Genomic DNA, 25,983 nt, shown 5'->3' on the forward strand with positions numbered 1-25,983 from the left:
AATGTCAATGATACAGTACACTAGATGCTCACAGTTAGTTGAGAAAAACAATCGCCGCGATAACGCCCATAACTGTTGAAATATGTCGATTTTTATGATACTATAAACAACATACGGGAGGTATTTTTATGCAGATTAGAGAATCAGCGGAGGATTATCTGGAAGCGATTCTGGTTTTATCCAAAAAAGGCGGCGGGGTGCGCTCTGTTGACATTGCATCTATGCTGGGAGTTTCCAAACCGAGCGTAAGCCATGCAATGAAATTATTAAGAGAAGACGGTTATATCGCAATGGACCGTTATGGCACGGTCACATTGATGGACAAGGGTTCAGAGATCGCACACAGGATTTATGAGAGACATACTGTTTTGACCAAGATGCTTGAGGGACTTGGTGTTTCACCGGAGGTTGCAAGGGCAGATGCCTGCAAGATGGAGCATGATGTCAGCGACGAGAGCTTCGAGAAGATCAAGGAGCATCTGACAGCCAAGGGCGAGATCTGACAGTATATGAAATACAATAACGAAATACAGAAGGTCATCACGATCAGAGTTTTCTGAAAGTGATGACCTTTTTTGTTGCGTGGAAATAACGTTGAGATTATTTATGCGGCAGGATTTTTCTGCGGGAGCTGTGCAAGGATGATCGCACCGAACATCAGCACACAGCCAAAAATCTCACGGCCGCTTAAGTTTTGTCCAAGGATCAGCCAGCCGGCGAGCACGGAAATGCAGGATTCCAGGCTGAGGATCAGGGAGGCTACGGTCGGGTTCATGCCTTTCTGACCGACGATCTGCAGGGTGTAGGCAACTCCGCAGGACATAACTCCGGCATAGAGGATCGGAACTTTGGCTGCAAGGATGCCTGCGAGATCCGGACTTTCAAAGAGCAAGGCAGGGAGCCCGGAGAGGATACCGCAGACCAGGAACTGGATGCAGGACATTTTTACGCCGTCTACCAGAGGTGAGAAATGGTCGATCACCAGGATATGCAGGGAAAAAAGTACTGCACAGATCAGCACGAGCAGCTCTCCCTTGCCAATGGCAAATCCCTCGCCCGGTGTCAGGCAGAGAAGGTACAGACCGCATAAGGAAAGGATTACGGCGATCCAGATAAACGGGCTGCATTTTTTCTTAAGGAAGATACCGATGACCGGAACGATGATGATGTAGCAGGCGGTGATGAATCCGGCTTTGCCGACGGTGGTGTATTTGATACCGAATTGCTGGAAGTTGCTTGCAAGGCAGAGCAGGATACCGCAGCAGATACCGCCGGTGATCAGAGTTTTGCGGTCAGAAGGTGTCTGCTCACTGGCAGATCTGGTCTTACCAAGTCCCCAGATGACAGGCAGCAGTGCGATCGCACCGATGATATTTCGAACGGCATTGAAGGTAAAGCCTCCAATATAGTCCATGCTGACGCTCTGTGCGACAAAAGCCACACCCCAGATGGTGGCGGTCAGCAAAAGCAAAAGCGAATTCCTGACCGGAACAGATTCTTTTTTCATAATATTTCTCCTCGTAGTGTAAGATACTTACGAATCACTCCGATGCTCTGCATCTTCCGCGATTCTGCAAATATTCGGAATCCGTAGATTTACTGCGTAAATCACTACTTCCTCATATTTGGCGGGTTTCAAATGGATATGCCCTTTCATGCAAGCATGAAAGTCATATCCGTTTGAAACCCTGATATCACTAGTATACTGCATAACTATGCATTGATAAAGAGTGAAAATAAAAAAATAAGAGCTCCGCATGTGCAGAGCCCTTATGAATAATTATAACTATTTAGATGAAGATATATTTCAGTACAAATAATACGGCGAGAACGTACATCAATGCACTGATCTTCTTTTCTTTGGCTTTGCCGGTGATCAGGTTGATCACTACGTAGGAGATAACTCCCATGGAGATACCTTCGGAAATACTGTACATGAATGGCATTGCGATGATCGCGATAAAGCACGGGATCGCTTCTGTCATGTCACTGAAATCAATCTTGGTGACAGAGGTCAGCATCAGGTAACCTACGACGATCAGAGCCGGTGCTGTCGCAAAGGAAGGAATTGCCAGGAAGATCGGGGAAAGCAGAAGAGAAAGTGCAAACAGGATACCTGCTACTATGGAGGTGAGTCCTGTACGTCCGCCTTCTGCAACACCGGAGGCACTTTCGACAAAGGTGGTAACAGTGGAAGTACCGCACATAGCACCTACAGTTGTTCCGACAGCGTCAGAGAGCAGGGCACCTTTGATATTCGGAAGCTTGCCGTCCTTATCGAGCATGTCAGCTTTGGAAGCCACACCGATCAGGGTTCCAAGAGTATCAAACATATCTACAAACAGGAATGCAAACATGATGACTACGAAATCCAGTGAAAATACAATGGAAAAATCCATCTTCATAAAGGTCGGAGCCATGCTTGGCACAGAGATTCCGCTTGAAAAATCAGGAAGCAGGCTGTAATATCCGAGGTCAGCATTCGGTACATACAGATGTGTAAGCTGACAGATGATCCCGAGAACCCAGGTGATCAGGATGCCCCAGAGGATGCTGCCTTTAACATCCTTGGCAAGAAGGATGGCTGTAACCAGGATACCGATCAGCGCAAGGAGAACAGTGATGCCCTGTGAGGAAAAAGTTCCTTCTGCAACAGAGGATTTGAAGGAAAAGATGCTTACCAGTGTAGAGTCATTTCCAACAACGATCTTGGCGTTCTGGAGTCCGATAAATGCGATAAAGAGGCCGATACCTACAGATACGGCGTGTTTCAGGTTCATCGGAATGGAGTTGAAGATCGCTTCACGAACATTGGTGAGGGAAAGCAGGATAAAGATGATACCCTCTGCAAATACTGCTGCAAGTGCCTGCTGCCAGGAATATCCCATACCAAGGACTACGGTGTAGGTAAAGTATGCGTTCAGACCCATTCCAGGAGCAAGAACGAATGGATAGTTGGACAGAAGTGCCATCAGACAGCTTGCGATAAATGCGGACAGTGCGGTTGCTGTAAAGACAGATCCGCGGTCCATGCCGGATGCAGACAGGATATTCGGGTTGACAGCCAGGATATAGGCCATTGTCATAAAGGTTGTGATTCCTGCCATGACCTCAGTTTTGACGTCTGTGTGGTTTTCTTTGAGGTGGAAAAGTTTGTCGAGATTCATATAAGTACCCCCTTCGTATGGTGCACAGCCTGTGCACTAAAAGATTTTGTTTCCGGAAACATATTTTCCGGTGATGCATCTGTCATCCGAAAGATAGATCAGTCTCTCAAGTCTTTCACGTGCCGTCAGTGGCTGAGGATGACGGAGACCCCGATCATCCAGGATCAGAGCATCAAACTCATAGTCTTCCAAAAAAGTTCCGACCTTTCCAAAGAAAGCTCCACCGCCCATGGTTGCCATATAGAAAGCTTCTTCCAGGGAAAGCGGCTTCAGGGAATCATCCACAAGCCTCCATCGAAGCTTGGATACCTGAATGGCATCAGCGATCGCGCGGAGCATGGACAGGGAATGACCACCCGCAATATCCGTGCCAAGTCCGATGTGAAGATCTTCTTCGAGATAACGCCGTACAGGGGCGATGCCGGAAGAAAGATTCGTGTTGGACTGAGGACAGTGGGCGACAAAAACTCCCCGCTTTTTCATAAGGGCGATCTCAGCATCTGAACTGTAGACACAGTGTGCCATGATCGCAGGGCAGTCAGGACTGCCAAAAAGACCAAACTGATCGTATGCCTCTCCATAAAAAGAAGTATTAGGGCACAGTTCGTGTACCCAGGCAATTTCACTCTGGTTCTCGGAAAGATGGGACTGTACCGGAAGACGGTAAGTTCTCTGGAGTTCTGCCAGCGCATTCATAAGCTCATCTGTGCAGGAAGGGGTGAAACGTGGTGTGAGAATCGGCTTGACGTTCTCATATTTTCCGGCAGTGTCAGTGAGCCAGCGGACAGTATCTCCCGCAGAAACAACAGCGCTTTTTTCCTGAAGGTCAGCGGTTCCATTGCGGTCCATATTGACCTTTCCGATATAGGTTTTGAGACCTGTTTTTTCCATGAGATCCATCAGAAGTTCGGTTGCCTCTACATGCAGGGTTGCAAAGATGGAAGCACGTGTCGTGGCACTCTGGCGCAGATCCTCTGCAAAGATAGAATAGGCTTTCTCGGCGTAACTGAGATCTGCATAGCGGGCTTCCTCCGGGAAAGTAACCTGATTCAGCCATTCCAGCAGTTCCAGATCCATATACATGCCGTGAAATGCATACTGCGGAGCGTGAAGGTGGAGATCGTTCATTCCCGGAATGATAAGCTGATCGCCCACATCTTCAACAGGAATTCCTTCAAACTGAGCCGGAAGCTCCGGGAAAACACCGACAGTACGTCCGTCCTGACAGACGATAAATGCATTCTCAAGGCAGGTCAGGTTCTGTGAGTCTGTGCTGAAACATACCGTTCCTCTGATGGCAAAAGTGGTTGGTTTCATATAAGCTACCTCCTTTTTGGTCTGGAACCTTCCGGGCAAAAAAAATACCGGATATTTTGCCCGAAAAGTTACTGTAAACAAAGTAAACAGTAACACTTATAGGCAACTATTACGGTAGTTGGTAGAGACGTCCAACCAATTATGGACCTATATAAGTTTTACACTATTGTTTATGAAATTATTATAAAATAGGAAGTGTTTTCTGTCAAATATAAAATGAAAACTTCTATGTATAATATTGTACAAAAAAATTGCATAAAATTTGGTATAAAAAATCCGGCAGTCTGAAAACAGACCGCCGGAAAATAAAAGCTATGATTATTTGTTGTTTTTGTTCTTCTCAACTTCCAGTAATTTCATTGCACGAACTTTGAGCGGAAGACCGAACAGAGTAATGAATCCGTCTGCATCGTGGTGGTCATACATGTCACCTGTTGTGAAGGATGCAAGAGATTCGTTGTACAGGCTGTATGGAGAAGTTGTACCAGCTTTGATGATGTTTCCTTTGTAAAGTTTGAATTTAACTTCACCGGTTACATATTTCTGAGTGGACTCTACGAATGCCTGGAGTGCCTCGCGGAGTGGTGTGAACCATTTTCCTTCGTATACGACCTGAGCGAACTGGCTGCCGATCTTTTTCTTGGCTTCCATGGTGTCACGGTCAAGGATCAGTTCCTCGAGCTGCTCATGAGCTGCCATCAGGATAGTTCCGCCAGGAGTCTCATATACACCACGGGATTTCATACCAACAACACGGTTTTCTACGATATCAACGATACCGATACCGTTCTCGCCGCCAAGACGGTTGAGCTCTGTGATGATCTCGGAAACTTTCATTGCTTTGCCGTTGAGAGTCTTCGGAACACCTTCCTCAAATGTCATGGTTACTTCTGTTTCTTTATCTGGTGCTTTTTCAGGAGTTACACTTAAAACGAGCATGTCGTCATAGTTCGGAGCCTGGGAAGGATCTTCGAGTTCAAGTCCTTCATGGCTGATATGCCATAAGTTACGGTCACGGCTGTAGCTGTGGCTTGCATCGAATGGAAGGTTGATTCCATGAGCCTGGCAGAATGCGAGCTCATCATCACGGGACTGCATGGTCCATACATCTGTCATTCTCCAAGGAGCGATGATCTTGATGTCCGGAGCAAGTGCTTTGATACCAAGTTCGAAACGGATCTGGTCGTTACCTTTACCGGTAGCACCGTGGCAGATAGCAACAGCGTTTTCTTTACGTGCGATCTCAACGAGTTTCTTGGCGATCGCCGGACGGGCCATGGAAGTTCCGAGCAGATATTTGTGTTCGTATACAGCGCCTGCCTGTACGCATGGCATGATGTAGTTGTCGCTGAAATCATCAACGATGTCTTCGATGTATAATTTGGAAGCTCCGGAAAGTTTCGCTCTCTCATCCAGACCATCCAGTTCGTTTCCCTGTCCGCAGTTTACACAGCAGCAGACAACTTCGTAATCAAATGTTTCTTTCAGCCACGGGATCAGTGCTGTGGTATCAAGACCACCTGAGTATGCAAGTACAACTTTTTCTTTCATAATGTATTCCTCCTGAAAATTTAATGTCCTGCACTTGGCAGATACATGAATATTTGATATTATAAAAGGTAAAGATTCCTGCGCTTTAGTGTGATTGTATGATAAAGCAGTGAATCTTAAGCCCTGTCGTGTTTCGACAAGAGTTAATATACAACAATTTTTATAAATATGCAATACCAATATGCAAAAAAATAAAAGAAATTTTTGCATAAAAATGCATCATTAAATAGGAAATAACATATAAAAATACATAAAATCGCGGAACGCGGATGCGAAAATGGTAAAATTTTGTATTGCATATTATGCAGTATAGATGTATAATCAATACAGTTTATACGGAGAATGTCCCGCGAAGTGTTTTGCCAGATATGGCAAAATCCTGAGACATACGGGGCAAAATCCCATTGCCGCAGGCAATTTGGAATGGATTTTGACCAATTACTGCGAATATATGAGCAGTAATGGTATAATTACAACAGTTTTAAGCAGTTGCACATTATGTAACTGCTAATTTGTGATTCTAGGAGGAATGAGAAATGATCAAAGCAGGAATCATCGGAGCAACCGGTTATGCAGGAAATGAACTGGCAAGACTGCTCCTTGGACATAAAGAAGTAGAAGTTGCATGGTACGGCTCAAGAAGCTATATCGATCAGAAATATGCAGATGTATACCAGAACTTTTTTAAACTGGTAGATGCGAAGTGTATGGACGACAATATGGCTGCACTTGCAGACGAAGTAGATGTGATCTTTACCGCAACACCGCAGGGGCTTTGTGCATCTCTTGTTAATGAAGAGATCCTTTCCAAAGCAAAGGTCATCGACCTGAGTGCAGATTTCCGTATCAAAGATGTAAAGAAATATGAGAAATGGTACGGCATCGAGCACAAATCACCGCAGTTTATCGACGAGGCAGTTTACGGACTGTGCGAGATCAACCGTGAGGACATCAAGAAAGCAAGACTGATCGCGAACCCGGGATGCTATCCGACCTGTTCCACTTTATCCATCTACCCGCTTCTCAAAGAAGGCCTGATCGATCCGAACACTATCATCATCGATGCAAAATCCGGCACTTCAGGAGCAGGAAGAGGAGCAAAAGTTCCGAACCTTTACTGCGAAGTAAATGAGAATATCAAAGCATACGGCGTAGCAACTCACCGCCATACACCGGAGATCGAGGACCAGCTTGGTTATGCATGCGGACAGGAAGTGATGATCAACTTCACACCTCACCTGATCCCGATGAACAGAGGAATCCTGGTAACTGCATACGCTTCTCTCAAGAAAGAAGTTTCCTATGAAGAAGTAAGAGCAGCTTACGATAAATATTATGCAGATGAAACATTCATCCGTGTCCTTGACAAAGACGTATGCCCGCAGACTAAATGCGTCGAAGGCAGCAACTATGTAGATGTCAACTTCAAGATCGACCCGAGGACCAAACGTGTTATCATGATGGGCGCGATCGACAACCTTGTAAAAGGTGCAGCAGGACAGGCTGTACAGAACATGAACCTGATGTTCGGATTCGACGAGGCAGAAGGACTTCATCAGATTCCAATGCTTCCGTAAATAAAAACGGAGATTTTTGTACCAAGGAGGAGTATAGATTATGAAGGTTATTACAGGTGGAGTTACAGCGGCAAAAGGATTCCAGGCGGCATCCACAGCAGCAGGGATCAAATATCAGGGAAGAACTGACATGGCAATGGTCTACAGCGAGAAACCATGCGTGGCAGCAGGAACTTTTACCACAAATATCGTAAAGGCAGCTCCGGTCAAATGGGACCAGGAGATCGTTTATAAACATCCAAGTGCACAGGTGATCGTCTGCAACAGCGGTATCGCCAATGCGTGTACAGGAGAAGAGGGATTCAGCTACTGCCGGGCAACAGCAAAAGCAGCAGCAGAGACTCTGAACGTAGATGAAAACAGCGTACTGGTCGCATCTACGGGCGTTATCGGCATGCAGCTTCCGATCGAGAAACTTTCCGACGGTGTCAAGGCAATGGCTCCGAAGCTCAAGGGAACTCTGGAAGCCGGAAACGAAGCAGCCAAAGCAATCATGACAACGGATACCGTAGAGAAAGAAGTTGCCGTAGAAATCGAGATCGGCGGCAAGACAGTTACAATCGGCGGCATGTGCAAGGGATCCGGAATGATCCATCCGAACATGTGCACGATGCTTGGTTTTGTCACAACAGACGTATGCATTTCCAAGCAGCTTCTCCAGGAAGCTCTGAGCCAGGATGTCAAAGATACTTATAATATGGTATCTGTTGACGGCGATACCTCCACAAACGATACTGTTCTCCTGCTGGCAAACGGAATGGCAGAGAACCCGGAGATCAATGAGAAAAACGAAGACTATCAGAAATTCTGCGAGGCACTGAATTACATCAACACCACACTTGCCAAGAAGATTGCAGGCGACGGTGAGGGTGCGACTGCACTGTTTGAAGTAAAGATCATCGGTGCAGAGAGCAAGGAACAGGCAGTGACTTTGAGTAAATCCGTTGTTACTTCCTCCCTTACAAAAGCAGCGATCTACGGACATGATGCAAACTGGGGAAGGATCCTCTGTGCGATGGGCTACTCAGGTGCACAGTTTGATCCGGAAAAAGTAGACCTCTACTTTGAGAGCAAGGCAGGTAAGATCCAGATCATCGAAAACGGTGTGGCTGTAGATTACAGCGAAGAAGAAGCGACAAAGATCCTTTCCGAAGAAGCGGTAACTGCGATCGCAGACATCAAGATGGGCGACTGCACCGCAACCGCATGGGGATGTGACCTTACCTATGATTATGTCAAGATCAATGCGGATTATCGTTCATAAAAAATTTAAAATCGAGGAGAAATGAAAAAATGGTAAATCAGAAATATCTGGACAAGGCAGAAACTCTTATCGAGGCTCTTCCTTATATACAGCGTTTTAATCGTAAGATCGTAGTAGTAAAGTACGGCGGAAGTGCCATGCTGGACGAAGAACTCAAAGCAAATGTCATCAAGGACGTTGTACTTCTGAAACTGATCGGTTTCAAACCGATCATCGTTCACGGAGGCGGTAAGGAAATCAGCCGCTGGGTCAACAAAGTCGGCATGGAACCACGTTTTGTAAACGGTCTCCGCGTAACAGACAAAGACACTATGGAGATCGCAGAGATGGTTCTCGCAAAAGTCAACAAAGAACTGGTTACACTGGTGGAATCCCTCGGTGTACAGGCTGTTGGTATCAGCGGCAAGGACGGTGGACTTCTCCAGTGCCACAAGAAACTTTCCAAGGGCGAAGATATCGGATATGTAGGCGATATCGAGAAAGTCAATCCGAAGGTTCTGCAGGATCTTCTCGAAAAAGACTTCCTTCCGATCGTATTTCCGATCGGATTTGACACAAACTTTGATTCTTATAATATTAATGCAGATGATGCAGCATGTGCGATCGCAGAGGCTGTCCATGCAGAAAAACTTGTATTCCTTTCTGATATTGAGGGTGTATACAAGGACAAAGATGATCCGAGTTCTCTGATCTCCGAGTTACATGTACACGAAGCAGAAAAACTGATCAGCGACGGTTATGTAGGCGGTGGAATGATTCCGAAACTGCAGAACTGCATCGATGCGATCGAGGAAGGCGTAAACAGAGTACATATCCTGGACGGACGTATTCCGCACAGCCTCCTTCTGGAGATTTTTACAAACAAAGGTATCGGTACTGCTATTTTAAGAGAAGACGGGGAGAAATATTACAATGAGCATGAATGAACAGATGAATCATGCAGAAGAAAGTATTCTGCATACATATAATCGTTTCCCGGTCATGTTTGACCATGGGGAAGGATGCTATCTCTATGATACAGAGGGCAAAAAATATCTCGACTTTGCTGCCGGGATCGCAGTAAATGCACTGGGATATCATTATCCGGGATATGACGAGGCTTTAAAAGCACAGATCGACAAGCTGACTCATATTTCCAATCTTTATTACAATGAGCCGATGAGCGAAGCAGGAGAAAAACTGGTCAAAGCCAGCGGACTTGCCAAAGCGTTCTTCACAAACAGTGGAACAGAGGCAATCGAGGGTGCACTCAAAGCTGCACGTAAATACGCCTATACCAAATATGGCAAAGAAGCACAGAAATATGAGATCATCGCAATGAACCATTCTTTCCACGGAAGAAGCATGGGAGCTCTTTCTGTCACAGGAACAGAGCATTACAGAGAGCCGTTCGAACCACTGATCGGCGGTGTTAAATTTGCGGATTTCAATGATCTTGAGAGCGTCAAAGCACAGATCACAGACAAGACCTGCGCGATCATCACAGAGGTCGTACAGGGAGAGGGCGGCATCTATCCGGCACAGAAGGAATTCCTTGAGGGACTTCGCGCACTCTGTGACGAAAATGATATTATCCTGATCTTTGACGAGATCCAGTGCGGTATGGGACGTACCGGATATTACTTCGCATGGCAGTCCTACGGTGTCAAACCGGATGTGATGACCTGTGCCAAAGCACTTGGCTGCGGTGTCCCGGTCGGGGCATTTGTCCTCGGGGAAAAAGCTGCAGCAGCATCTCTCGTACCGGGAGATCATGGCACAACTTATGGTGGAAACCCGTTTGTATGTGCAGCTGTCAGCAAGGTGTTTGATATCTTTGAGCAGGCCGGTATCCTGGCACATGTACAGGAATTAACCCCATATTTAGAGGAAAAACTCGACACACTTGTGGAAAAATACCCGATCGTCGCAGCACGTCGTGGAAAAGGTTTCATGCAGGGACTGGTGATCGAAGGAGCGACTGTGGGAAGTGTTGTGACAAAGGCACTTGAGAACGGGCTTCTTGTGATCTCAGCAGGAAGCGACGTACTCCGTCTTGTACCTCCGCTTGTTATCACAAAAGAAAATATCGATGAAATGATCGAGAAATTAGAAAAGAGCCTGGCGTAACTGCCAGGCTCCTGCCTTTTGAAACTACTGTACAAATCTGATATCTGATAGAAATATATTATTCCATACTGTTAAGATCAATGTGTTTCTTGATCGCGGCAAAGCTCTCGGTACTGATCACGTGCTCGATCTTGCAGGCATCACTTGCTGCAACAACCGGGTCAACACCCAGTTTCTCAAGCCACTCAGAAAGAAAGAGATGACGCTCGTAAATTTTCTCTGCGGTTGCACGTCCTGATTCGGTCAGGTAAAGGTATCCCTCAGGTGATACGGTGATCTGATCGGTCTCACGAAGCTTCTTCATGGCAACGCTGACGCTGGATTTCTTGAATCCAAGTTCAGAGGCAACATCTACGGAGCGAACGACCGGATGGGATTTGCTTAAGATAAGAATCGTTTCCAGATAGTTTTCGGCGGATTCGTTTGTATGCATTCTTACACCCCAATTCTGCTGAAAGAAATCATGCGTTTGTTTGCATAATCTCGTATTGCTTTGTATTATTGATATCATATCATATTTTTGCGTCCGGAACAAGATGAATGCAGAGAAAACCGCAAAAATCCAATGTTTTTTATAATTGCATATTTTGGCACAAACAGAGACTCCTGCCCGGAAAGGCAGGAATTTTTTTATACAAATTTGCACAATAGTTATGCAAAACGAACGAATATTGTATATAACAAACAAGAGTCACTTGCGACAAATAAAAGTTTTATGATGCAAATTATGGTTATGATTAACGAATGCAGGTTATATAGAACGAAAAAAAGTACTTGACAGCTTACCAACGTTAGAATATACTAACTTAGTAGAAAAAGGAAGTGGTCTGTGACTGCGGTCTTTTTAAACGAAAAAAATTATCATTAGAGAAAGAAGAGTAGATACCATGATGCCACTTACAATGGCCGGAATCGGCGAAGTAAATACAATTCTCAAGATCGGTGGAAATGAAGAAACAAGAAGATTTCTCGCAAACCTTGGATTTGTAACAGGTACAGAGATTTCAGTAGTGTCTGCGATCGGCGGCAATGTAATCGTTAACGTCAAAGATGCCCGTGTAGCAGTCAACTCAGATATGGCAAAGCATATTATGATCTGACAGCCCCAGGGTTTAAAATTGCAGCTACGTTGTATGCTTGCATACATTAGCGGATGAATTTGAAACCCGCCAAACATGAGGAAGTAGCGATTTTCGAAGAAAATCAGCGGATTCCGAATGTCTGCAGAAGTGTGGAATTGCGAAGCAATGGAGCACTTCGTCAGGGGCGTCAAGTATATATAATAAATCAACAAGAGGAAAGGAGACAGAACAATGACTTTAGGTGAGGCAAAAGTCGGAAGTACCGTTGTTGTAACTAAGATTGAGGGAGACGGCGCTTACAAACGACGCATTATGGATATGGGAATCACCAAAGGAAGCGAAATCTACATCAGAAAAGTCGCTCCGCTTGGAGATCCTGTTGAGATCACTGTAAGAGGCTATGAGTTATCCGTAAGAAAGAACGATGCTCAGTGCGTACAGGTAAAATAAGGATTGCTGTTCCCAGCAATGAATCATGTTCTGTACATAAGAATTAAAGTTTTGTTGAGCGGCCTTATGGCTGCAACAAAGAGGGATTAAGGAGGTAAGAAAAAATGGCAATTAAGATTGCACTTGCCGGCAACCCGAACTGTGGTAAAACAACAATGTTCAACGCATTAACGGGCGCTAACCAGTATGTAGGAAACTGGCCGGGAGTTACTGTAGAGAAAAAAGAAGGTAAATTAAAAGGCAAAAGAGGAAAAGGCGAGGATGTTATCGTAACTGACCTTCCTGGTATCTATTCCATGTCACCATACACTCTGGAAGAAGTAGTCAGCCGTGACTATGTCCTGAAAGAGAACCCAGATGTTATCATCGATCTTGTCGATGCAACAAACATCGAGCGTAACCTGTATCTGACCACTCAGCTTGTTGAGACCGGTGTTCCGGTTGTCATCGCGCTGAACATGGCAGACCTTCTTGAAAAAAGAGGAATCAAGATCGATGTTAAGCGTCTTTCCATGCTGCTTGACTGCCCGATCGTTGAGACATCCGCACTGAAGGGCGAAGGTCTTGACAAACTGATCGACGAAGCAATCAAAACAGCAAAGAAGAGCAGCGCTGATCTTCCAAAAGAAGTCTTCTCCAAAGAAATGGAAGCAGCTATCGCTGATGTGAAGGATGTCCTTCCGGAATCTATCACAGAAGACAAGAAGAGATGGTATGCGATCAAATTCCTTGAAAACGATGAGAAAGTAAAGGAATCCATCAAACTTTCCGCTTCTGCACAGTCTACTGTAGACAGCAAACGTCAGGCGATCGAAAAGAAACATGACGATGATATGGAAAGTATCGTAACAGATGAGAGATATACTTTCATCCAGAAGATCGTAAACACAACTGTTAAGAAAGGTAAAGACAAACTTACCGTATCCGATAAGATCGACCGTATCGTTACCAACCGTATCCTTGGTATCCCGATCTTCATCGCGATCATGTGGTTAGTATATTATGTATCTGTAACAACAGTTGGTACATTCGTAACAGACTGGACAAATGATGTATTCGTAGTAGCTATTCAGGACTTCGCAAGCAATATCCTCGGCAGCATCGGCGCTGGCGATATGGTAATGGGACTTGTAGTTGACGGTATCATCGGTGGTCTTGGTGCAGTACTTGGATTCGTTCCTCAGATGGCAATCCTGTTCCTGTTCCTGTCCATCCTTGAAGACTGTGGTTACATGGTACGTATCGCATTTGTTATGGACCGTGTATTCCGTCACTTCGGACTTTCCGGTAAGAGCTTCATTCCGCTCCTTATTTCTTCTGGATGCGGTATCCCTGGAATCATGGCTTCCAAGACCATCGAGCAGGATAATGACAGACGTCTTACTATCATGACAGCAACATTTATTCCTTGTGGTGCAAAACTTCCGGTTATCGCTCTTATGGGTGGTGTAATTGCTGGTGAGACCGCAGGATATGCAGAGAGCTCCTTTATCGCTCCTCTGATGTACTTTATCGGAATCGTAGCTGTACTTGTAGCAGCGATCATTCTTAAGAAAACAAAACCGTTCTCCGGTAAACCGGCTCCGTTCGTAATGGAGCTTCCGCAGTATCATATTCCGCAGGCTAAGACAGTTCTCCTTCACGTATGGGAAAGACTGAAAGGCTTCATCATCAAAGCTGGTACAATCCTGTTCCTTGCTTGTGTAGTAATGTGGTTCCTTGGTGGATTTGGATTCACAGATGGTGGATTCGGTATGGTAGAAGACAGCGCAGACAGCCTTATGGCAGCAATCGGCGGTGTGATCGCTCCGATCTTCGCACCACTTGGATTTGGCGAGTGGCAGCCGGTAGCAGCTTCTATCTCCGGTTTCACAGCAAAAGAAGCTATCGTATCTACAATGGGTGTCCTGGCTAACGTAGCTGGTGATACAGAAGATGCAGTAAACGTTGCAGCAGGTGTTGCAAGCTGGTTCCCGACAGGAATCGCAGCTTTCTCCTTCCTGATGTTCAACCTTCTTGATTCTCCTTGCCTTGCAGCTATCGCAACAATGGCAAAAGAAATGAACGACAAGAAATGGTTCTGGTTCGCAATTCTCTTCCAGAACGTATTCGCTTACATCGTTTGCCTCTGCTTCTATCAGATCGGTTCTTTCGTAACTGGTGGAGCATTTGGTATCGGTACTGTAGTAGGATTCGTAGTACTTATCGCAATGCTGTTCCTGCTGTTCAGACCAGATCCATACAAAGATCAGAAAGTTTATTCCAAACGTTCTGTACAGGCATAAGAAATTATGAAATAATAAAGGGGCTGGATGCAGTTGATGTGTCCGGCCTCTGTTTTCACTTTATATGACTGGCAGTATTTAAAGAGAGGATGAGTGAAATGCTGGCAAATATTATTATCATGGCTTTGATCCTTGGATATTGTGCATACATAATCTACAAAAATGTAAAAAATGCTAAAGAAGGTAAACACATGGGCTGCAGTGGATGCAGCGGCAACTGTGGAAGCTGCGGCGGATGCAGCGGGGCTGCTTTCAACAAAAGTACTGCGCAGTCTTCTAAAAAACGTCTGAAATAGGAGGTGCTGTATGGGAAATTCAACAGGATCCACGATGTATATGTTCGGTGCAGTCATTGTTATCTACATTGTAGGAATGCTGCTCTATCAGGGATTTCAGTGGATCAAGAAAAAAAGAGCACAGAAAAAGGACGAAGAGTTCAGAAACAGTGAAAAATAACAGCAGATATTAAAGTGTATAAAAATACCGAGATCCGTATATGCTGATATTAAACAGGATAAAGAGACTGGAATTGATAAACCAGTCTCTTTTTATTGCATTGCATATTGCGGAGGGATATTACTATGTGGGGATTTCTTGCAGCACTGATCTCAGGTGCATTGATGAGTATTCAGGGAGTTTTTAATACGGAAGTGACGAAACAGAGCAGCCTGTGGGTATCGACGGGCTGGGTGCAGCTCTCGGCTTTTGCAGTCTGCGTTGCCGCGTGGCTTTTTACAGGGCGGCAGAGCGTTTCTGCGTTATGGCAGGTGGAGAATAAATACACACTTCTTGGAGGCGTGATCGGAGCATTTATCACGATCACCGTGATCCAGAGCATGGGCGCACTCGGTCCTGCAAAAGCAGCCATGCTGATCGTGATCTCGCAGCTGATCGTTGCATATCTGATCGAACTGATGGGGCTTTTTGGCGTGGATAAAGAGCCTTTTGAGTGGAGAAAAGTCCTGGGAATGCTGATCGCGATCGCCGGGATCGTGATCTTTAAATGGCAGAAATAAGGGTAATCCTGGAAGAATAGAAGTTTCCTATTGTAAAACACAGGGGAATTGGGTAAAATAAGACATGGTCAAGTATATACCGGGGGGAGACTGCCTTAATATAGAAGGGAGTGAACCGGTATTATCACAAAATCAATAAGAAAATACTGTACAGTGCTTTTGTCGATCGCGCTTTTTACAGGGATTTTCTGTGCGGGATGTGGCGCGAGAAGTGATGAGATATTGCTTGAAAGCCAGGAAGATACTTCTGATACTGTAGAAGAAACAGAGCAGGAGGAAAGAGAGATGACTGACGAAATTCCGTCAGTGACACCTGAACCGCAGGAAATTTTTGTGGATGTCTGTGGCGCTGTGAATCAGCCGGGAGTCTATGAGATGGATCCGGACAGCCGTGTTTTTCAGGCGATCGAGGCAGCGGGAGGAATGACGGAAGAGGCTTCCGGAATTTCTGTCAATCAGGCACAGCCACTCAGTGACGGACAGCAGGTTTATGTACCGACTGTTCAGGAAGCAGAGGAGGGCAGTTTTGTTCCGGCGGTACCTGAGACTACAGGAACGGGAGAAAGCATGGGTACAGAAGATGGAATTGTCAATCTGAATACAGCAGATGCCGAGACGCTCAAGACACTGTCAGGCATTGGAGATTCCAAGGCACAGGCGATCCTTGCATACAGGGAGGAACACGGAGGTTTTTCCAGCATCGAGGAGATCATGCAGGTCCCCGGAATCAAAGAAAGTACCTTTTCAATGATAAAGGATAAGATTGCAGTAAAATAAGGAGAATGGAATGAGCAGAAAAGTTTTAGTAGTAGATGACGAAAAACTGATCGTAAAAGGAATCCGCTTTAATCTGGAACAGGACGGAATGGAAGTGGACTGTGCTTACGATGGAGAAGAAGCGGTGGAGAAGGCGAAGGAGAATAAATACGACATTATCCTTCTGGACCTGATGCTGCCGAAGATGGACGGGCTGGAAGTATGCCAGCAGATCCGGGAATTTTCCAATGTGCCGATCGTTATGCTTACTGCCAAAGGCGAAGACATGGACAAGATCCTGGGACTGGACTACGGTGCAGATGATTATATCACCAAACCGTTCAACATCCTTGAGGTCAAGGCACGTATCAAAGCCATTATGCGTCGTGCCCGTTCTGAACATGAAGAGAAAGAAAAAGCAAAGACAATCCAGGCAGGTGACCTTAAGCTGGACTGCGAGAGCCGTCGTGTATTTATTGCAGACAGAGAGATCAATCTGACAGCGAAGGAATTTGATGTGCTGGAACTTCTGGTATTCAACCCGAACAAGGTTTACAGCCGTGAGAATCTTCTGAATATCGTATGGGGATATGAATATCCGGGTGATGTCCGTACTGTCGATGTACATATCCGCCGTCTTCGTGAAAAAATTGAGGCGAATCCCAGTGAGCCGAAGTATGTACACACCAAATGGGGCGTAGGATACTATTTCCAGGCATAACCCATGGTAACGAAAAAAAAGACAAAATTTTTTAAAAGTCTGCGTTTTCGTATCTTTATTATCCTTATTATTCTGGGAATCGTGCCGGGAATTATCGTGACACAACTGATGATACACTATTACGAAAATCAGGCAGTGGAAGTAAGTGTGAGTGCAGTACGCACAGAATGCGCGATTCTCTGCGACCAGATCATCAAGGAAAATTATCTCAATGACTCCAGCTCCGAGGCTGTCAACAGCAAGCTGGAGTTATTGTCTAATGTCTATGGCGGCAGAATCCTTGTGGTTGACAGAGATTTCAAGATAGTCAGAGATACCTATCATGTGGAAGAGGGTAGAACTCTTGTTTCGTCCAAGGTGATACGCTGTTTTAAGAATGGTGATTCTGACGAGTTTAAAAAGATCGGACAGATGATCGAACTGGTAGTTCCGGTCAAAAGTGCAGATGTGTCTCAGGTTCAGGGAGCCATGCTGGTGAATATTTCCGGAAGTGAGATCGCTGCCATAGCAGGAGATCTGGAGCAGAAAGGAATCCTGATCATCTGTATTATTATTGTATTATCGCTGTTTCTGGCGTATATCCTGTCGACTGTCCTGGTAAAACCGCTTGCGAGAGTTACCAAGGCAATTGAAGACCTGACAGATGGCTATCAGCAGGACGAGATCAGTGTGCCGGACTATACAGAGACAGAACTTATCACAGATGCCTTTAACAAGATGCTTGCCAGAATGAAAGTTCTGGATGAGTCACGATCGGAGTTTGTATCAAATGTCTCTCATGAACTCAAGACTCCGATGACTTCCATGAAAGTCCTCGCAGATTCTCTGGTAGGACAGCAGGGTGTCCCGGAGGATCTGTATCAGGAGTTTATGCGTGACATCACAGCGGAGATCGACCGTGAGAACAGGATCATCACTGACCTTCTGACGCTGGTCAAGATGGATAAGAAAAACGCAGATCTTCAGATCCAGCATATGTCGATCAACCAGCTGCTGGAGGATATCCTGAAGCGCCTGCGTCCGATCGCGGACAAGAGAAACATCGATCTGATTCTTGACAGTTTCCGCCCGGTGGAGGCAGATGTGGACGAGCTGAAATTTACATCTGCGATCAGTAACCTGGTAGAAAATGCGATCAAGTACAATGTAGACGACGGATGGGTAAGAGTGTCGCTGGATGCGGATCACAAGTTCTTCTATGTGACAGTTGCCGATTCCGGAATGGGTATTCCGGAGGATTCTCTGAGCCGTATCTTTGAGAGATTTTACAGGGTGGATAAGTCTCATTCCAGAGAGATCGGAGGAACAGGACTTGGCCTTGCGATCACGAGAAGTACGATCGGCATGCATCATGGAGTGATCAAGGTATTCAGCAAAGAAGGGGAAGGAACTACTTTTTCCGTTCGTGTCCCACTGTCATATATTCCGTAGGAGGTGCCGGATGAAGAGAATATCAAAAGTGCTTCTTCTGGCGCTGATGGTCTGTACCTTGTTTGCAGGATGCAGCATAGAAACCATACAGTCAAAGAAAGAAGACAGTAAATATAATTTTTATTATCTCAATACAAATGAGACTGCGCTTAAGAGTGAACCCTATGAGCCAAAAGAAGAAACAAAAGAATACATGGTAAAAGCTCTGTTACAGAAATTAGGGAACGGAGAAGTACCGGAAGACGGAATCAGTCTTCTTCCGGAAAATGTTTCTGTAAGTTCTTATGATCTGCAGGATAATCTGCTGATCATAGATTTCAGCAAAGAATATTCAGAAATGAGCAAAGTAAGGGAAGTTCTTACCAGAGATGGAATTGTCCAGACATTTCTGCAGATACCGGATATTGCGAAGATCCGTTTTACAGTGGCAGGTCAGCCGCTTAAAGACTCCAGAAACCAGGAGATCGGGGATATGACGGACAGTACATTTGTGGAAGTATCAAAGAAAAATGAGGACAACTATCGATACGATACGTTTACCTTGTATTTTGCAGACAAGAGCGGTAAGAGACTTCTGAAAGAAACAAGAAATGTTTATTACAGAAGGACGCTCCCAAAAGAGCGTGTTGTTCTGGAACAGCTTGCCAAGGGACCTCTGGAGGACGGACATTATGCAACGATTCCAGAGAATACTATGGCGATCAATGTGATTACGGCAGACAGAATCTGTTATCTTGACCTGAACAGTGAGTTCCAGGATGCAGCATTGGATGTGGCAGAAAATATTTCTGTTTATTCGGTGGTGAATTCCATTGTGGATTCCTGTGAGGCGGATAAGGTACAGATTTCCATTGAAGGAAACAGTGGAGGAAACTTCCAGAAGAATCTGCCGCTCTACAAATTTTATGAAAAAAACAAAGACCTTGTAATTCCGGATGAGGACGAGGAATCATAAGGCATTTCTATACAGAAAGGACAGGGAATGCGTAAAAGACCAGTGTGTTGTGCGTGCGTGTTCCTGATGTTGTGTCTGTGTATTCTGGACCTGGCAGGGATTCCTGTTATAAGAGGGAATCCGCTGCCGCGTGAGGTCCGGGAATATATAGAGTCACATCCATCGGCTGTGATCTGCGGGGAAGTACAGCGGTGCCAGGACACGGAATATTCTCTTTCTGTCTATCTTAAACAAGTCTTTCTGCTCTGTCAGTCAGAGCGAATTCCCATCAGAAATATAAGAGTGTTTTTGGAGAAAAATGCAAAAGAAAATTTGAAAACAGGTATGGTTATCCAGGTCGGTGGTGAGCTGGAGCGGGTTTCTGCACCCAGAAATCCAGGCGAATTTGATTCGCAGCAGTACTATGCCTGCCAGGGAATTTATTATTTCCTGAAAAATGGAATTATACAGAAAAAAGGCAGGAATTATTCAAAGTATGGACAGTTCCTGACAGAACTTCGGGGGCGAATCGGCGAAATCCTGCTGGAAACAGCGGGAGAGGATGCGGGAATCTACCAGGCGATGCTGCTGGGAGAAAAAAGCGGTCTGGATGAGGAGGTGAGGCTGCGGTATCAGATGGCGGGGATGGTGCATATCCTGGCTATTTCCGGACTACACATCAGCGTACTCGGAATGGGACTGTTTTCGTTACTCAAGAAGCTTTCATTTGGCAATGGATGGGCAGGATTTCTTTCACTGAGTGTGATCCTTCAGTATGGGATGCTGACAGGAAGCAGTGTGTCCGCAATGCGCGCTGTCTGCATGTTTGTGCTGGCAGTCGGAGCGCGGATTCTGGGGAGAAGCTATGATTTTCTGACTGCACTGGCTGTGTCTGCGATACTTTTGCTGCTCGATACACCGGCGTACCTGTACAGCAGCAGCTTCCTGCTTTCATTCGGGGCAGTGACAGGTCTGGGGATCGTGGCACCTGCCCTGAACCGTCTGGTGGGCAGTGAGCGTGCGTGGGTCAAAACACTTCTGTCATCCTTTGCCGTGCAGCTTACAACGCTGCCGGTGCTTCTTCGGATGTATGGTGAGGTATCAGTTCTGGGAATCGTTTTGAATCTGGCCGTGCTTCCTACGGTAAGTGTGGTGCTGATCTGCGGGTTGTGTTGTGTGGCTGTTGGATTTATGAGTATTTCCGCTGCCGGGATCTGTCTGATTCCGGGAAAAATCCTGCTGATGCTTTACGAGAAACTTTGCGTGCTGGCAGGGGCCGTTCCGTTTTGTACATGGATCGGCGGCGCGCCGGAGATATGGCAGTGCGTGGTGTATTATGTCCTTCTGTTTGGCGGGATACAGATCGCTTTGTTCCTGAAGGAAAAAGGAGCGTACCGTGTGTGGAGAGTCCTGTCGAGAGGAATTTGTGTTGCTGTTGTCTGTGTGAGCATTTTTATTCTGGGATTCCGACAGAAAAATCTGATTTCGATCACCTGTCTGGATATCGGACAGGGGGACGGGATCGTGATACAGCTTCCGGGCGGCAAAACGGTCATGGTGGATGGTGGAAGCAGCAGTAAGAAAAAGGTTGCGTCGTATCAGATCCTTCCATATCTGAAAAATCAGGGGATTTCGGTGGTGGATGCCATGCTGATCTCACATACAGACCTTGATCATATCAGTGGCGTACAGGAACTGCTGACGTTGAAGGAAAAACATCTCACAACACTGCGTATAAAAAATCTGCTCCTCCCGGACTGGAAGGCACCGGAGGAGGTCTATTATGAACTGGAGGAGCAGGCGAAGAGGTGCGGGATTTCTGTGCTGAGGCTTCATCAGGGGCAGAAACTGCGGTTTGGGGATGGCTCTCTGGAAATCCTGTCGCCAGAGACAAGTGCGAAGGGGACGGATGTAAATGAAGAAGGGATTGTGATGGAACTACGGTACGGGAAATTCCGGGGGCTTTTTACTGGTGATATCGGAGCGGAGACGGAGAAAAAGCTGCTTCCGAAACTTGATGATGTGAATTTTCTTAAAGTAGGGCATCATGGGTCACGGTATTCTACCTGCCAGGAATTTCTGGATAAGATAAAGCCGGAACTTGCGGTGATCTCCTGCTCGGAATCCAATACGTATGGGCATCCGTCACCGGAAACGACGGCACGTCTTGAAGAGAACGGGATCCGGACGGAATATACGATGAAAAACGGGGCGATCACGGTTTATACAGATGGGCATTCTATACGTATGAAAACTTTTTGTAACGAAAAAACAGCGTAGAATCTACAGCTGTTTTGTAGTATGATAAACAGGAAAATAAATCAGAAGGAGGTGGAAGACATGGAGCGTATGCGAAAGACGGTTTTGTATCTGACATCATTCCTGCTTTTGGGGTGTCTTGGGTGGGTGTTTTTTCATGCATTGTGTACCATTCCCCAGGCAAAAAACATACTGAAAAACAGAACGGTGTTTCCACTGATCCTGGCAGGAAGTATATTTCTGCTGCTGTTGTTTGTGAAATTGGCAGACTGGTGCCGCTCATGGAAAAAACATACACTTATGAAGGCAACTGCCATTGTTTTCCTCCTGATTCTGGTATTACAGTTCCTGTATCTGTATTATGTGCGTTACTGGGTAGGGTATGATAACCTTCTGGTTCTGGATGAAGCCTGGTATATGCAGACGGATGGACATATTTCACCGGATTTTTATGATTCGTATTTTCAGCGTTATCCACATAATCATCCGGTTACGATTTTGCTGTACTGGGTTCTCAAAGCTGCGGGAAAACTGGGAGTATCCGGTTTATACTGGCCTTCTCATCTTCTGGGACTAGTAAGCATTGATCTTGCGCTGCTGTTCATGTGGAAACTGGCATGTGAAACTGAGGATATCCATCGGGGATTTCTTGTGGCGGTTCTGAGTCTTTTTGATCCGATTATTTATATATGGATTCCGTGGCATTATACAACTGTATGCCTGCTTCCGTTTCTGAGTGCGGGAATTTATTTCGGATGGAAGACGTGGAAAGCGGTGAATTTACGAAGTCAGATAATCTATGCGGCATGTACGGGGATTTTTACTGCGGTCGGAATGAGAATCCGGATAACAGAGGGAATCCTTCTGATTGCGTTTCTGATCATGGCAGTCTGTGTGAAAGGCTGGAATCGGTGCAAACTGGCTGCATGTCTGATTCCTTTTCTGGTGATATGTGGTCTGACTTGGGCCGGGACAGGCATGCTTCGAAATCATTATGCAGATTTTGACAGTTCCGATAAAGCATTTCCACCGGCTCATTTTGTAATGATGGGAGTTGGAGGAGATGGAACTTACAAAAAGAAAGATGTAGAATTTACAGCCCGGATCCCCGGAGAAGAAGCAAAGACAAAAGCAGATCTGCAGGAAGCAGGGAAAAGAATCAGAAATCTGGGTGTAAAAGGTACAATTTCTCTTGCGGGAGAAAAAATGCTGACTGTCTGGCAGGATGGTTCCTGCGGGTTTCAGTCGGAATGGCTTTATCCATTGAAAGATTCCAGAGCTTTTCAATATATTTGTGGAGAAAAAAATGATCTGTTTCTATACTGGGCGCAGATTTTTTATGTGATGCTTCTGTTTCTGACGCTGGCAGGAACGGCTGCATCTATGATAAGTGGAAGGATGGGCACAGGAATGCTATTGAGGCTTGTGCTGCTTGGAAATATTCTTTTCTATCTGATGTGGGAGGCACAGAACCGTTACAGTATTGGAATGGTGGGAATATTGCTTTTTCTTGCCGCAGATGGATGCCGTTTGCTGCAGAATGGGGAACTGGAAACAGAACATATTGTGCCGGTTTTGATCCGAAAAAGAGGCTGGGGAGCAGTAACTGCAATCCTGGCTGTGATGCTGGCGATTTTGCTGTACAGACCGTTGTTTGTGGAAGAAACGGAGTGGAGAGAGTTTTCTGTCCGGAATATTTACCGGGTGGGACAGAATCTTCAGGATATTGTTTCTGGTGACAGGGTTACGCAGACATTTGTGGCTTCATCGGCGTTTGATCACATTCTGGTACAGGGCTATCTCAAAAATGGTGCAGTACCGGACGGTGGGTGTCAGATGCTGATTCAGGATGAAGAAGGGAAGAAACTGGCAGAAGCATTTCTGAGTGCACAGCAGATTGCAGAAACTCAGCTTGATTTTACATTTGACTCAATTGTGCCGGATGGGGAAACTGTTTATACGATTGTTATTGAGCCGAAAGGAATCAGAGAAAATCATGCGCTGCAGCTGTATCGTTTCAACAGTTCTATGGATCTGTATCCGGCTGGAAAACTGAGTTGTAATGGCAGAGAAGAGAACGGGAATCTTATTTTTTCTGTTTATGAGGAAAGAACAGGGACAATTTTCAGGAGGATTTTTTTGTGAAAAATTTACAGGAAGATATCAAGACAGGGAATTTCAGGCGAGTGTATCTTTTGTGCGGGGATGAAGCCTATCTGAAGATCCAGTACAAGGATAAACTGATAAAAGCTCTGAACCCGGATGACGATACAATGAATTTCAGCAAATATGAGGGAAAGGGAATCGAAGTGAGGGAGATGATCGATCTCTGTGAAACGATGCCTTTTTTTGCGGATTACAGGGTGATTCTTGTGGAAAACTCTGGTTTTTTTAAGAACAAGTGTGATGAACTTGCTGATTATATAAAGACATTGCCGGATTATGTGCGGATGGTTTTTGTGGAAGAAGAAGTGGATAAACGAAGCCGTATGTACAAGGCAGTCAAGGCTGAAGGGCGAATCGTGGAGTTCGCAAAACAGGATGAAAAAACTCTGATGAGATGGGCAGCAGGAATCCTCGGACGTGAGGGACGAAAGATCACGACACGTGATATGGAGTTTCTTCTGACGAAGACAGGGACGGACATGGGAAATATCCGGAATGAGCTGGAGAAGCTGATCACGTTTACGATGGGACGTGATGTGGTTACGGCAGAGGATATTGAGGAGATCTGTACGACACGGACGGAGAATAAGATTTTTGAGATGGTCCGTGCAGTTACGGAGAAGAACCAGAGGAAAGCACTGGATCTCTACAATGACCTCCTGACCCTCAGGGAGCCGCCGATGAGGATTCTGTTCCTTCTGTCAAAGCAGTTCCGACAGATGACGCTGGCAAAGAAGATGTCAGGAGAGGGTGCGGCGCAGAGTGAGATCGCATCAAGACTTGGTGTGCCGTCGTTTGCGGCACGGAATCTGCTGACCTGTGCACGGGCGTACAGTACGGAGGAGCTTGAACAGGCGGAAGTGGATTTTGTGGATTCGGAGGAAGCAGTGAAGACGGGCAGACTGCAGGATGTGCTGAGTGTGGAGCTGCTGATCGTGAAGTACAGCACCGGAAGATAAAAAAGAACAAATATGTAAAAAGAAAATGCTATACTGAGGCATCAAAAAGAATGGAGGCGGAAAAATGGTATTAGGGATTCTGGGGCTGGCAGCCATGATATTGTGCTGGGCTGCAGGCTCTTACTGGAAGAAGGTTTACTATTTAATATGGTTTTTATCTTTGCCGATGCCGATTTTTTGGTTTTTGTATAGCTTTTCGATGGATGAAGATGGCGATGGCGGGAGTTCTGGCGGGATAGAAGCGGTACTTACGGTAATAATCTTGATTATACTGGTAATAATATATGTAAAGGCAAGAAATCTGGGAGATGTAATTAATACATTTCTGCTGATGAATGTTAATATTTTGTTGATGATTTTATTGTCAGATTCTGGCTTTAGCGGATGGAACATGATAGTGTGTCGGATAGTGTTTGTGATAACACTTCTGGTTTCGATAATCGCAGCAGTTGCCACATTCCGTGCAAAAGAGTATTCTTCAGTGCTGCCGAGTTCACTGCTTGCAGTAACATGGGGCAGATTCATGCTGGGTGTATTCGCCTTAGATTATGAAGAGATATACAGTTCCCTGGGGCTGACAAGTTTACCGGTGACTCTGGGCCTCGGAATTATACTGACAGCAGCAGGTTGTCTGCTACAGTTTTTTATCCTCAAAAAGACTGACATGGGAAAAAAGAAAAGAAACGTAATAAGTAATTTCTTGAAATAGAAGGAAAATGCCTTGAATAACTGCGTGTCGCATTCTCGTTACTTTCAGTGATGAGTTAGACACGCAAATTTTTTATAAAAAAATAGAAATAGGGAGTTTTATTGGACTTAATAAGGAGTATAATAGAAAACACAAGAACAAATAGGACTTATTTGTATCAGTACAAGATAGAAAGGTTAAGAAGCAGATATGAAGATTACATCCAGCTATGGTGTGGAATTACGAAAACA

The 25,983-nt window shown here is 45.5% G+C and carries 24 protein-coding genes and 1 riboswitch; of the genes, 19 read left to right on the plus strand and 5 right to left on the minus strand.

Annotated features, from left to right (window positions below; all coding sequences use genetic code 11):
• Positions 1-128 precede the first annotated feature (128 nt).
• On the plus strand, positions 129-503 hold the full coding sequence (locus tag WMO75_RS06555; RefSeq protein ID WP_022213599.1) for a metal-dependent transcriptional regulator: 375 nt from the start codon (positions 129-131) through the stop codon (positions 501-503).
• 101 nt (positions 504-604) lie between these two features.
• Here WMO75_RS06555 and WMO75_RS06560 read toward each other — a convergent pair whose 3' ends face one another.
• The 4 genes from WMO75_RS06560 to WMO75_RS06575 all read right to left on the minus strand — a co-directional run bounded on the left by WMO75_RS06560 (position 605) and on the right by WMO75_RS06575 (position 6,035).
• Positions 605-1,507: a DMT family transporter gene (locus WMO75_RS06560; protein WP_118252906.1), complete on the minus strand. Its 903-nt coding sequence runs from the start codon at positions 1,505-1,507 to the stop codon at positions 605-607.
• Between the two features lie 283 nt (positions 1,508-1,790).
• A complete protein-coding gene (locus WMO75_RS06565; RefSeq protein ID WP_022213601.1) occupies positions 1,791-3,167 on the minus strand; it encodes an NCS2 family permease in 1,377 nt (458 codons plus the stop codon).
• Between the two features lie 36 nt (positions 3,168-3,203).
• Positions 3,204-4,484, minus strand: a complete 1,281-nt coding sequence (locus WMO75_RS06570) for an amidohydrolase family protein (protein ID WP_302701041.1) — start codon at positions 4,482-4,484, stop codon at positions 3,204-3,206.
• 79 nt (positions 4,485-4,563) lie between these two features.
• Positions 4,564-4,659: riboswitch (purine riboswitch) on the minus strand.
• A 143-nt stretch (positions 4,660-4,802) separates the two neighbouring features.
• Positions 4,803-6,035, minus strand: a complete 1,233-nt coding sequence (locus tag WMO75_RS06575; protein WP_022213603.1) for an argininosuccinate synthase — start codon at positions 6,033-6,035, stop codon at positions 4,803-4,805.
• A gap of 536 nt (positions 6,036-6,571) precedes the next feature.
• Here WMO75_RS06575 and argC point away from each other — a divergent pair.
• The 4 genes from argC to WMO75_RS06595 are packed head-to-tail and all read left to right on the plus strand — an operon-like array spanning position 6,572 to position 10,985.
• Positions 6,572-7,612, plus strand: coding sequence for an N-acetyl-gamma-glutamyl-phosphate reductase (argC, locus tag WMO75_RS06580; protein ID WP_022213604.1), 1,041 nt, complete (start codon positions 6,572-6,574; stop codon positions 7,610-7,612).
• 40 nt (positions 7,613-7,652) lie between these two features.
• A complete protein-coding gene (gene argJ / locus WMO75_RS06585; RefSeq protein WP_022213605.1) occupies positions 7,653-8,876 on the plus strand; it encodes a bifunctional glutamate N-acetyltransferase/amino-acid acetyltransferase ArgJ in 1,224 nt (407 codons plus the stop codon).
• A gap of 29 nt (positions 8,877-8,905) precedes the next feature.
• On the plus strand, positions 8,906-9,802 hold the full coding sequence (gene argB, locus WMO75_RS06590) for an acetylglutamate kinase (protein WP_118252904.1): 897 nt from the start codon (positions 8,906-8,908) through the stop codon (positions 9,800-9,802).
• Positions 9,789-10,985: an aspartate aminotransferase family protein gene (locus WMO75_RS06595; RefSeq protein ID WP_118252903.1), complete on the plus strand. Its 1,197-nt coding sequence runs from the start codon at positions 9,789-9,791 to the stop codon at positions 10,983-10,985. The genes argB and WMO75_RS06595 overlap by 14 nt, the downstream gene beginning before the upstream one ends.
• 58 nt (positions 10,986-11,043) lie before the next feature.
• On the opposite strand, the gene WMO75_RS06600 is transcribed toward WMO75_RS06595, so the two are convergent.
• A complete protein-coding gene (locus WMO75_RS06600; protein WP_022213608.1) occupies positions 11,044-11,418 on the minus strand; it encodes a metal-dependent transcriptional regulator in 375 nt (124 codons plus the stop codon).
• A 457-nt stretch (positions 11,419-11,875) separates the two neighbouring features.
• Here WMO75_RS06600 and WMO75_RS06605 point away from each other — a divergent pair, with 457 nt between their 5' ends.
• The 14 genes from WMO75_RS06605 to WMO75_RS06670 all read left to right on the plus strand — a co-directional run bounded on the left by WMO75_RS06605 (position 11,876) and on the right by WMO75_RS06670 (position 25,753).
• Positions 11,876-12,085 (plus strand): FeoA family protein, encoded by a 210-nt coding sequence (locus WMO75_RS06605; protein ID WP_118252927.1) that lies wholly within the window; start codon positions 11,876-11,878, stop codon positions 12,083-12,085.
• A gap of 213 nt (positions 12,086-12,298) precedes the next feature.
• On the plus strand, positions 12,299-12,517 hold the full coding sequence (locus WMO75_RS06610; RefSeq protein WP_022213610.1) for a FeoA family protein: 219 nt from the start codon (positions 12,299-12,301) through the stop codon (positions 12,515-12,517).
• A gap of 104 nt (positions 12,518-12,621) precedes the next feature.
• Positions 12,622-14,802, plus strand: a complete 2,181-nt coding sequence (gene feoB / locus WMO75_RS06615; RefSeq protein WP_022213611.1) for a ferrous iron transport protein B — start codon at positions 12,622-12,624, stop codon at positions 14,800-14,802.
• A 98-nt stretch (positions 14,803-14,900) separates the two neighbouring features.
• Positions 14,901-15,098 carry a FeoB-associated Cys-rich membrane protein gene (locus WMO75_RS06620; protein ID WP_022213612.1) on the plus strand — a complete coding sequence of 66 codons (198 nt, stop codon included), beginning with the start codon at positions 14,901-14,903 and terminating at the stop codon, positions 15,096-15,098.
• A gap of 10 nt (positions 15,099-15,108) precedes the next feature.
• Complete coding sequence (locus WMO75_RS06625; RefSeq protein ID WP_022213613.1) at positions 15,109-15,258, plus strand: hypothetical protein; 150 nt, start codon at positions 15,109-15,111, stop codon at positions 15,256-15,258.
• A 125-nt stretch (positions 15,259-15,383) separates the two neighbouring features.
• Positions 15,384-15,818, plus strand: a complete 435-nt coding sequence (locus tag WMO75_RS06630) for a DMT family transporter (RefSeq protein ID WP_022213614.1) — start codon at positions 15,384-15,386, stop codon at positions 15,816-15,818.
• A gap of 153 nt (positions 15,819-15,971) precedes the next feature.
• Positions 15,972-16,595 (plus strand): helix-hairpin-helix domain-containing protein, encoded by a 624-nt coding sequence (locus tag WMO75_RS06635; protein ID WP_227222800.1) that lies wholly within the window; start codon positions 15,972-15,974, stop codon positions 16,593-16,595.
• 10 nt (positions 16,596-16,605) lie between these two features.
• Positions 16,606-17,295 carry a response regulator transcription factor gene (locus tag WMO75_RS06640; protein WP_022213616.1) on the plus strand — a complete coding sequence of 230 codons (690 nt, stop codon included), beginning with the start codon at positions 16,606-16,608 and terminating at the stop codon, positions 17,293-17,295.
• A 3-nt stretch (positions 17,296-17,298) separates the two neighbouring features.
• Complete coding sequence (locus WMO75_RS06645) at positions 17,299-18,726, plus strand: sensor histidine kinase (RefSeq protein ID WP_022213617.1); 1,428 nt, start codon at positions 17,299-17,301, stop codon at positions 18,724-18,726.
• A 10-nt stretch (positions 18,727-18,736) separates the two neighbouring features.
• Positions 18,737-19,681 (plus strand): GerMN domain-containing protein, encoded by a 945-nt coding sequence (locus WMO75_RS06650; RefSeq protein WP_118699143.1) that lies wholly within the window; start codon positions 18,737-18,739, stop codon positions 19,679-19,681.
• A 66-nt stretch (positions 19,682-19,747) separates the two neighbouring features.
• On the plus strand, positions 19,748-21,940 hold the full coding sequence (locus WMO75_RS06655; protein ID WP_303223834.1) for a DNA internalization-related competence protein ComEC/Rec2: 2,193 nt from the start codon (positions 19,748-19,750) through the stop codon (positions 21,938-21,940).
• 60 nt (positions 21,941-22,000) lie between these two features.
• Positions 22,001-24,064, plus strand: a complete 2,064-nt coding sequence (locus WMO75_RS06660; RefSeq protein WP_349077803.1) for a glycosyltransferase family protein — start codon at positions 22,001-22,003, stop codon at positions 24,062-24,064.
• A complete protein-coding gene (gene holA / locus WMO75_RS06665; RefSeq protein ID WP_118699146.1) occupies positions 24,061-25,044 on the plus strand; it encodes a DNA polymerase III subunit delta in 984 nt (327 codons plus the stop codon). Before WMO75_RS06660 ends, holA begins: the two co-directional genes overlap by 4 nt.
• A gap of 64 nt (positions 25,045-25,108) precedes the next feature.
• Complete coding sequence (locus WMO75_RS06670; RefSeq protein WP_118699147.1) at positions 25,109-25,753, plus strand: hypothetical protein; 645 nt, start codon at positions 25,109-25,111, stop codon at positions 25,751-25,753.
• Positions 25,754-25,983: the final 230 nt, after the last annotated feature.

The sequence above is a fragment of the Blautia intestinihominis genome, from assembly GCF_040096655.1.
Taxonomy (GTDB): domain Bacteria; phylum Bacillota; class Clostridia; order Lachnospirales; family Lachnospiraceae; genus Blautia_A; species Blautia_A intestinihominis.

Bases quoted from the DNA above. Each gene is read 5' to 3' on its own strand.
- WMO75_RS06555 (WP_022213599.1), top strand. From the start codon at position 129: ATGCAGATTAGAGAATCAGCGGAGGATTATCTGGAAGCGATTCTGGTT.
- WMO75_RS06560 (WP_118252906.1), bottom strand. From the start codon at position 1,507: ATGAAAAAAGAATCTGTTCCGGTCAGGAATTCGCTTTTGCTTTTGCTG.
- WMO75_RS06565 (WP_022213601.1), bottom strand. From the start codon at position 3,167: ATGAATCTCGACAAACTTTTCCACCTCAAAGAAAACCACACAGACGTC.
- WMO75_RS06570 (WP_302701041.1), bottom strand. From the start codon at position 4,484: ATGAAACCAACCACTTTTGCCATCAGAGGAACGGTATGTTTCAGCACA.
- WMO75_RS06575 (WP_022213603.1), bottom strand. From the start codon at position 6,035: ATGAAAGAAAAAGTTGTACTTGCATACTCAGGTGGTCTTGATACCACA.
- argC (WP_022213604.1), top strand. From the start codon at position 6,572: ATGATCAAAGCAGGAATCATCGGAGCAACCGGTTATGCAGGAAATGAA.
- argJ (WP_022213605.1), top strand. From the start codon at position 7,653: ATGAAGGTTATTACAGGTGGAGTTACAGCGGCAAAAGGATTCCAGGCG.
- argB (WP_118252904.1), top strand. From the start codon at position 8,906: ATGGTAAATCAGAAATATCTGGACAAGGCAGAAACTCTTATCGAGGCT.
- WMO75_RS06595 (WP_118252903.1), top strand. From the start codon at position 9,789: ATGAGCATGAATGAACAGATGAATCATGCAGAAGAAAGTATTCTGCAT.
- WMO75_RS06600 (WP_022213608.1), bottom strand. From the start codon at position 11,418: ATGCATACAAACGAATCCGCCGAAAACTATCTGGAAACGATTCTTATC.
- WMO75_RS06605 (WP_118252927.1), top strand. From the start codon at position 11,876: ATGCCACTTACAATGGCCGGAATCGGCGAAGTAAATACAATTCTCAAG.
- WMO75_RS06610 (WP_022213610.1), top strand. From the start codon at position 12,299: ATGACTTTAGGTGAGGCAAAAGTCGGAAGTACCGTTGTTGTAACTAAG.
- feoB (WP_022213611.1), top strand. From the start codon at position 12,622: ATGGCAATTAAGATTGCACTTGCCGGCAACCCGAACTGTGGTAAAACA.
- WMO75_RS06620 (WP_022213612.1), top strand. From the start codon at position 14,901: ATGCTGGCAAATATTATTATCATGGCTTTGATCCTTGGATATTGTGCA.
- WMO75_RS06625 (WP_022213613.1), top strand. From the start codon at position 15,109: ATGGGAAATTCAACAGGATCCACGATGTATATGTTCGGTGCAGTCATT.
- WMO75_RS06630 (WP_022213614.1), top strand. From the start codon at position 15,384: ATGTGGGGATTTCTTGCAGCACTGATCTCAGGTGCATTGATGAGTATT.
- WMO75_RS06640 (WP_022213616.1), top strand. From the start codon at position 16,606: ATGAGCAGAAAAGTTTTAGTAGTAGATGACGAAAAACTGATCGTAAAA.
- WMO75_RS06645 (WP_022213617.1), top strand. From the start codon at position 17,299: ATGGTAACGAAAAAAAAGACAAAATTTTTTAAAAGTCTGCGTTTTCGT.
- WMO75_RS06650 (WP_118699143.1), top strand. From the start codon at position 18,737: ATGAAGAGAATATCAAAAGTGCTTCTTCTGGCGCTGATGGTCTGTACC.
- WMO75_RS06655 (WP_303223834.1), top strand. From the start codon at position 19,748: ATGTTGTGTCTGTGTATTCTGGACCTGGCAGGGATTCCTGTTATAAGA.
- WMO75_RS06660 (WP_349077803.1), top strand. From the start codon at position 22,001: ATGGAGCGTATGCGAAAGACGGTTTTGTATCTGACATCATTCCTGCTT.
- WMO75_RS06670 (WP_118699147.1), top strand. From the start codon at position 25,109: ATGGTATTAGGGATTCTGGGGCTGGCAGCCATGATATTGTGCTGGGCT.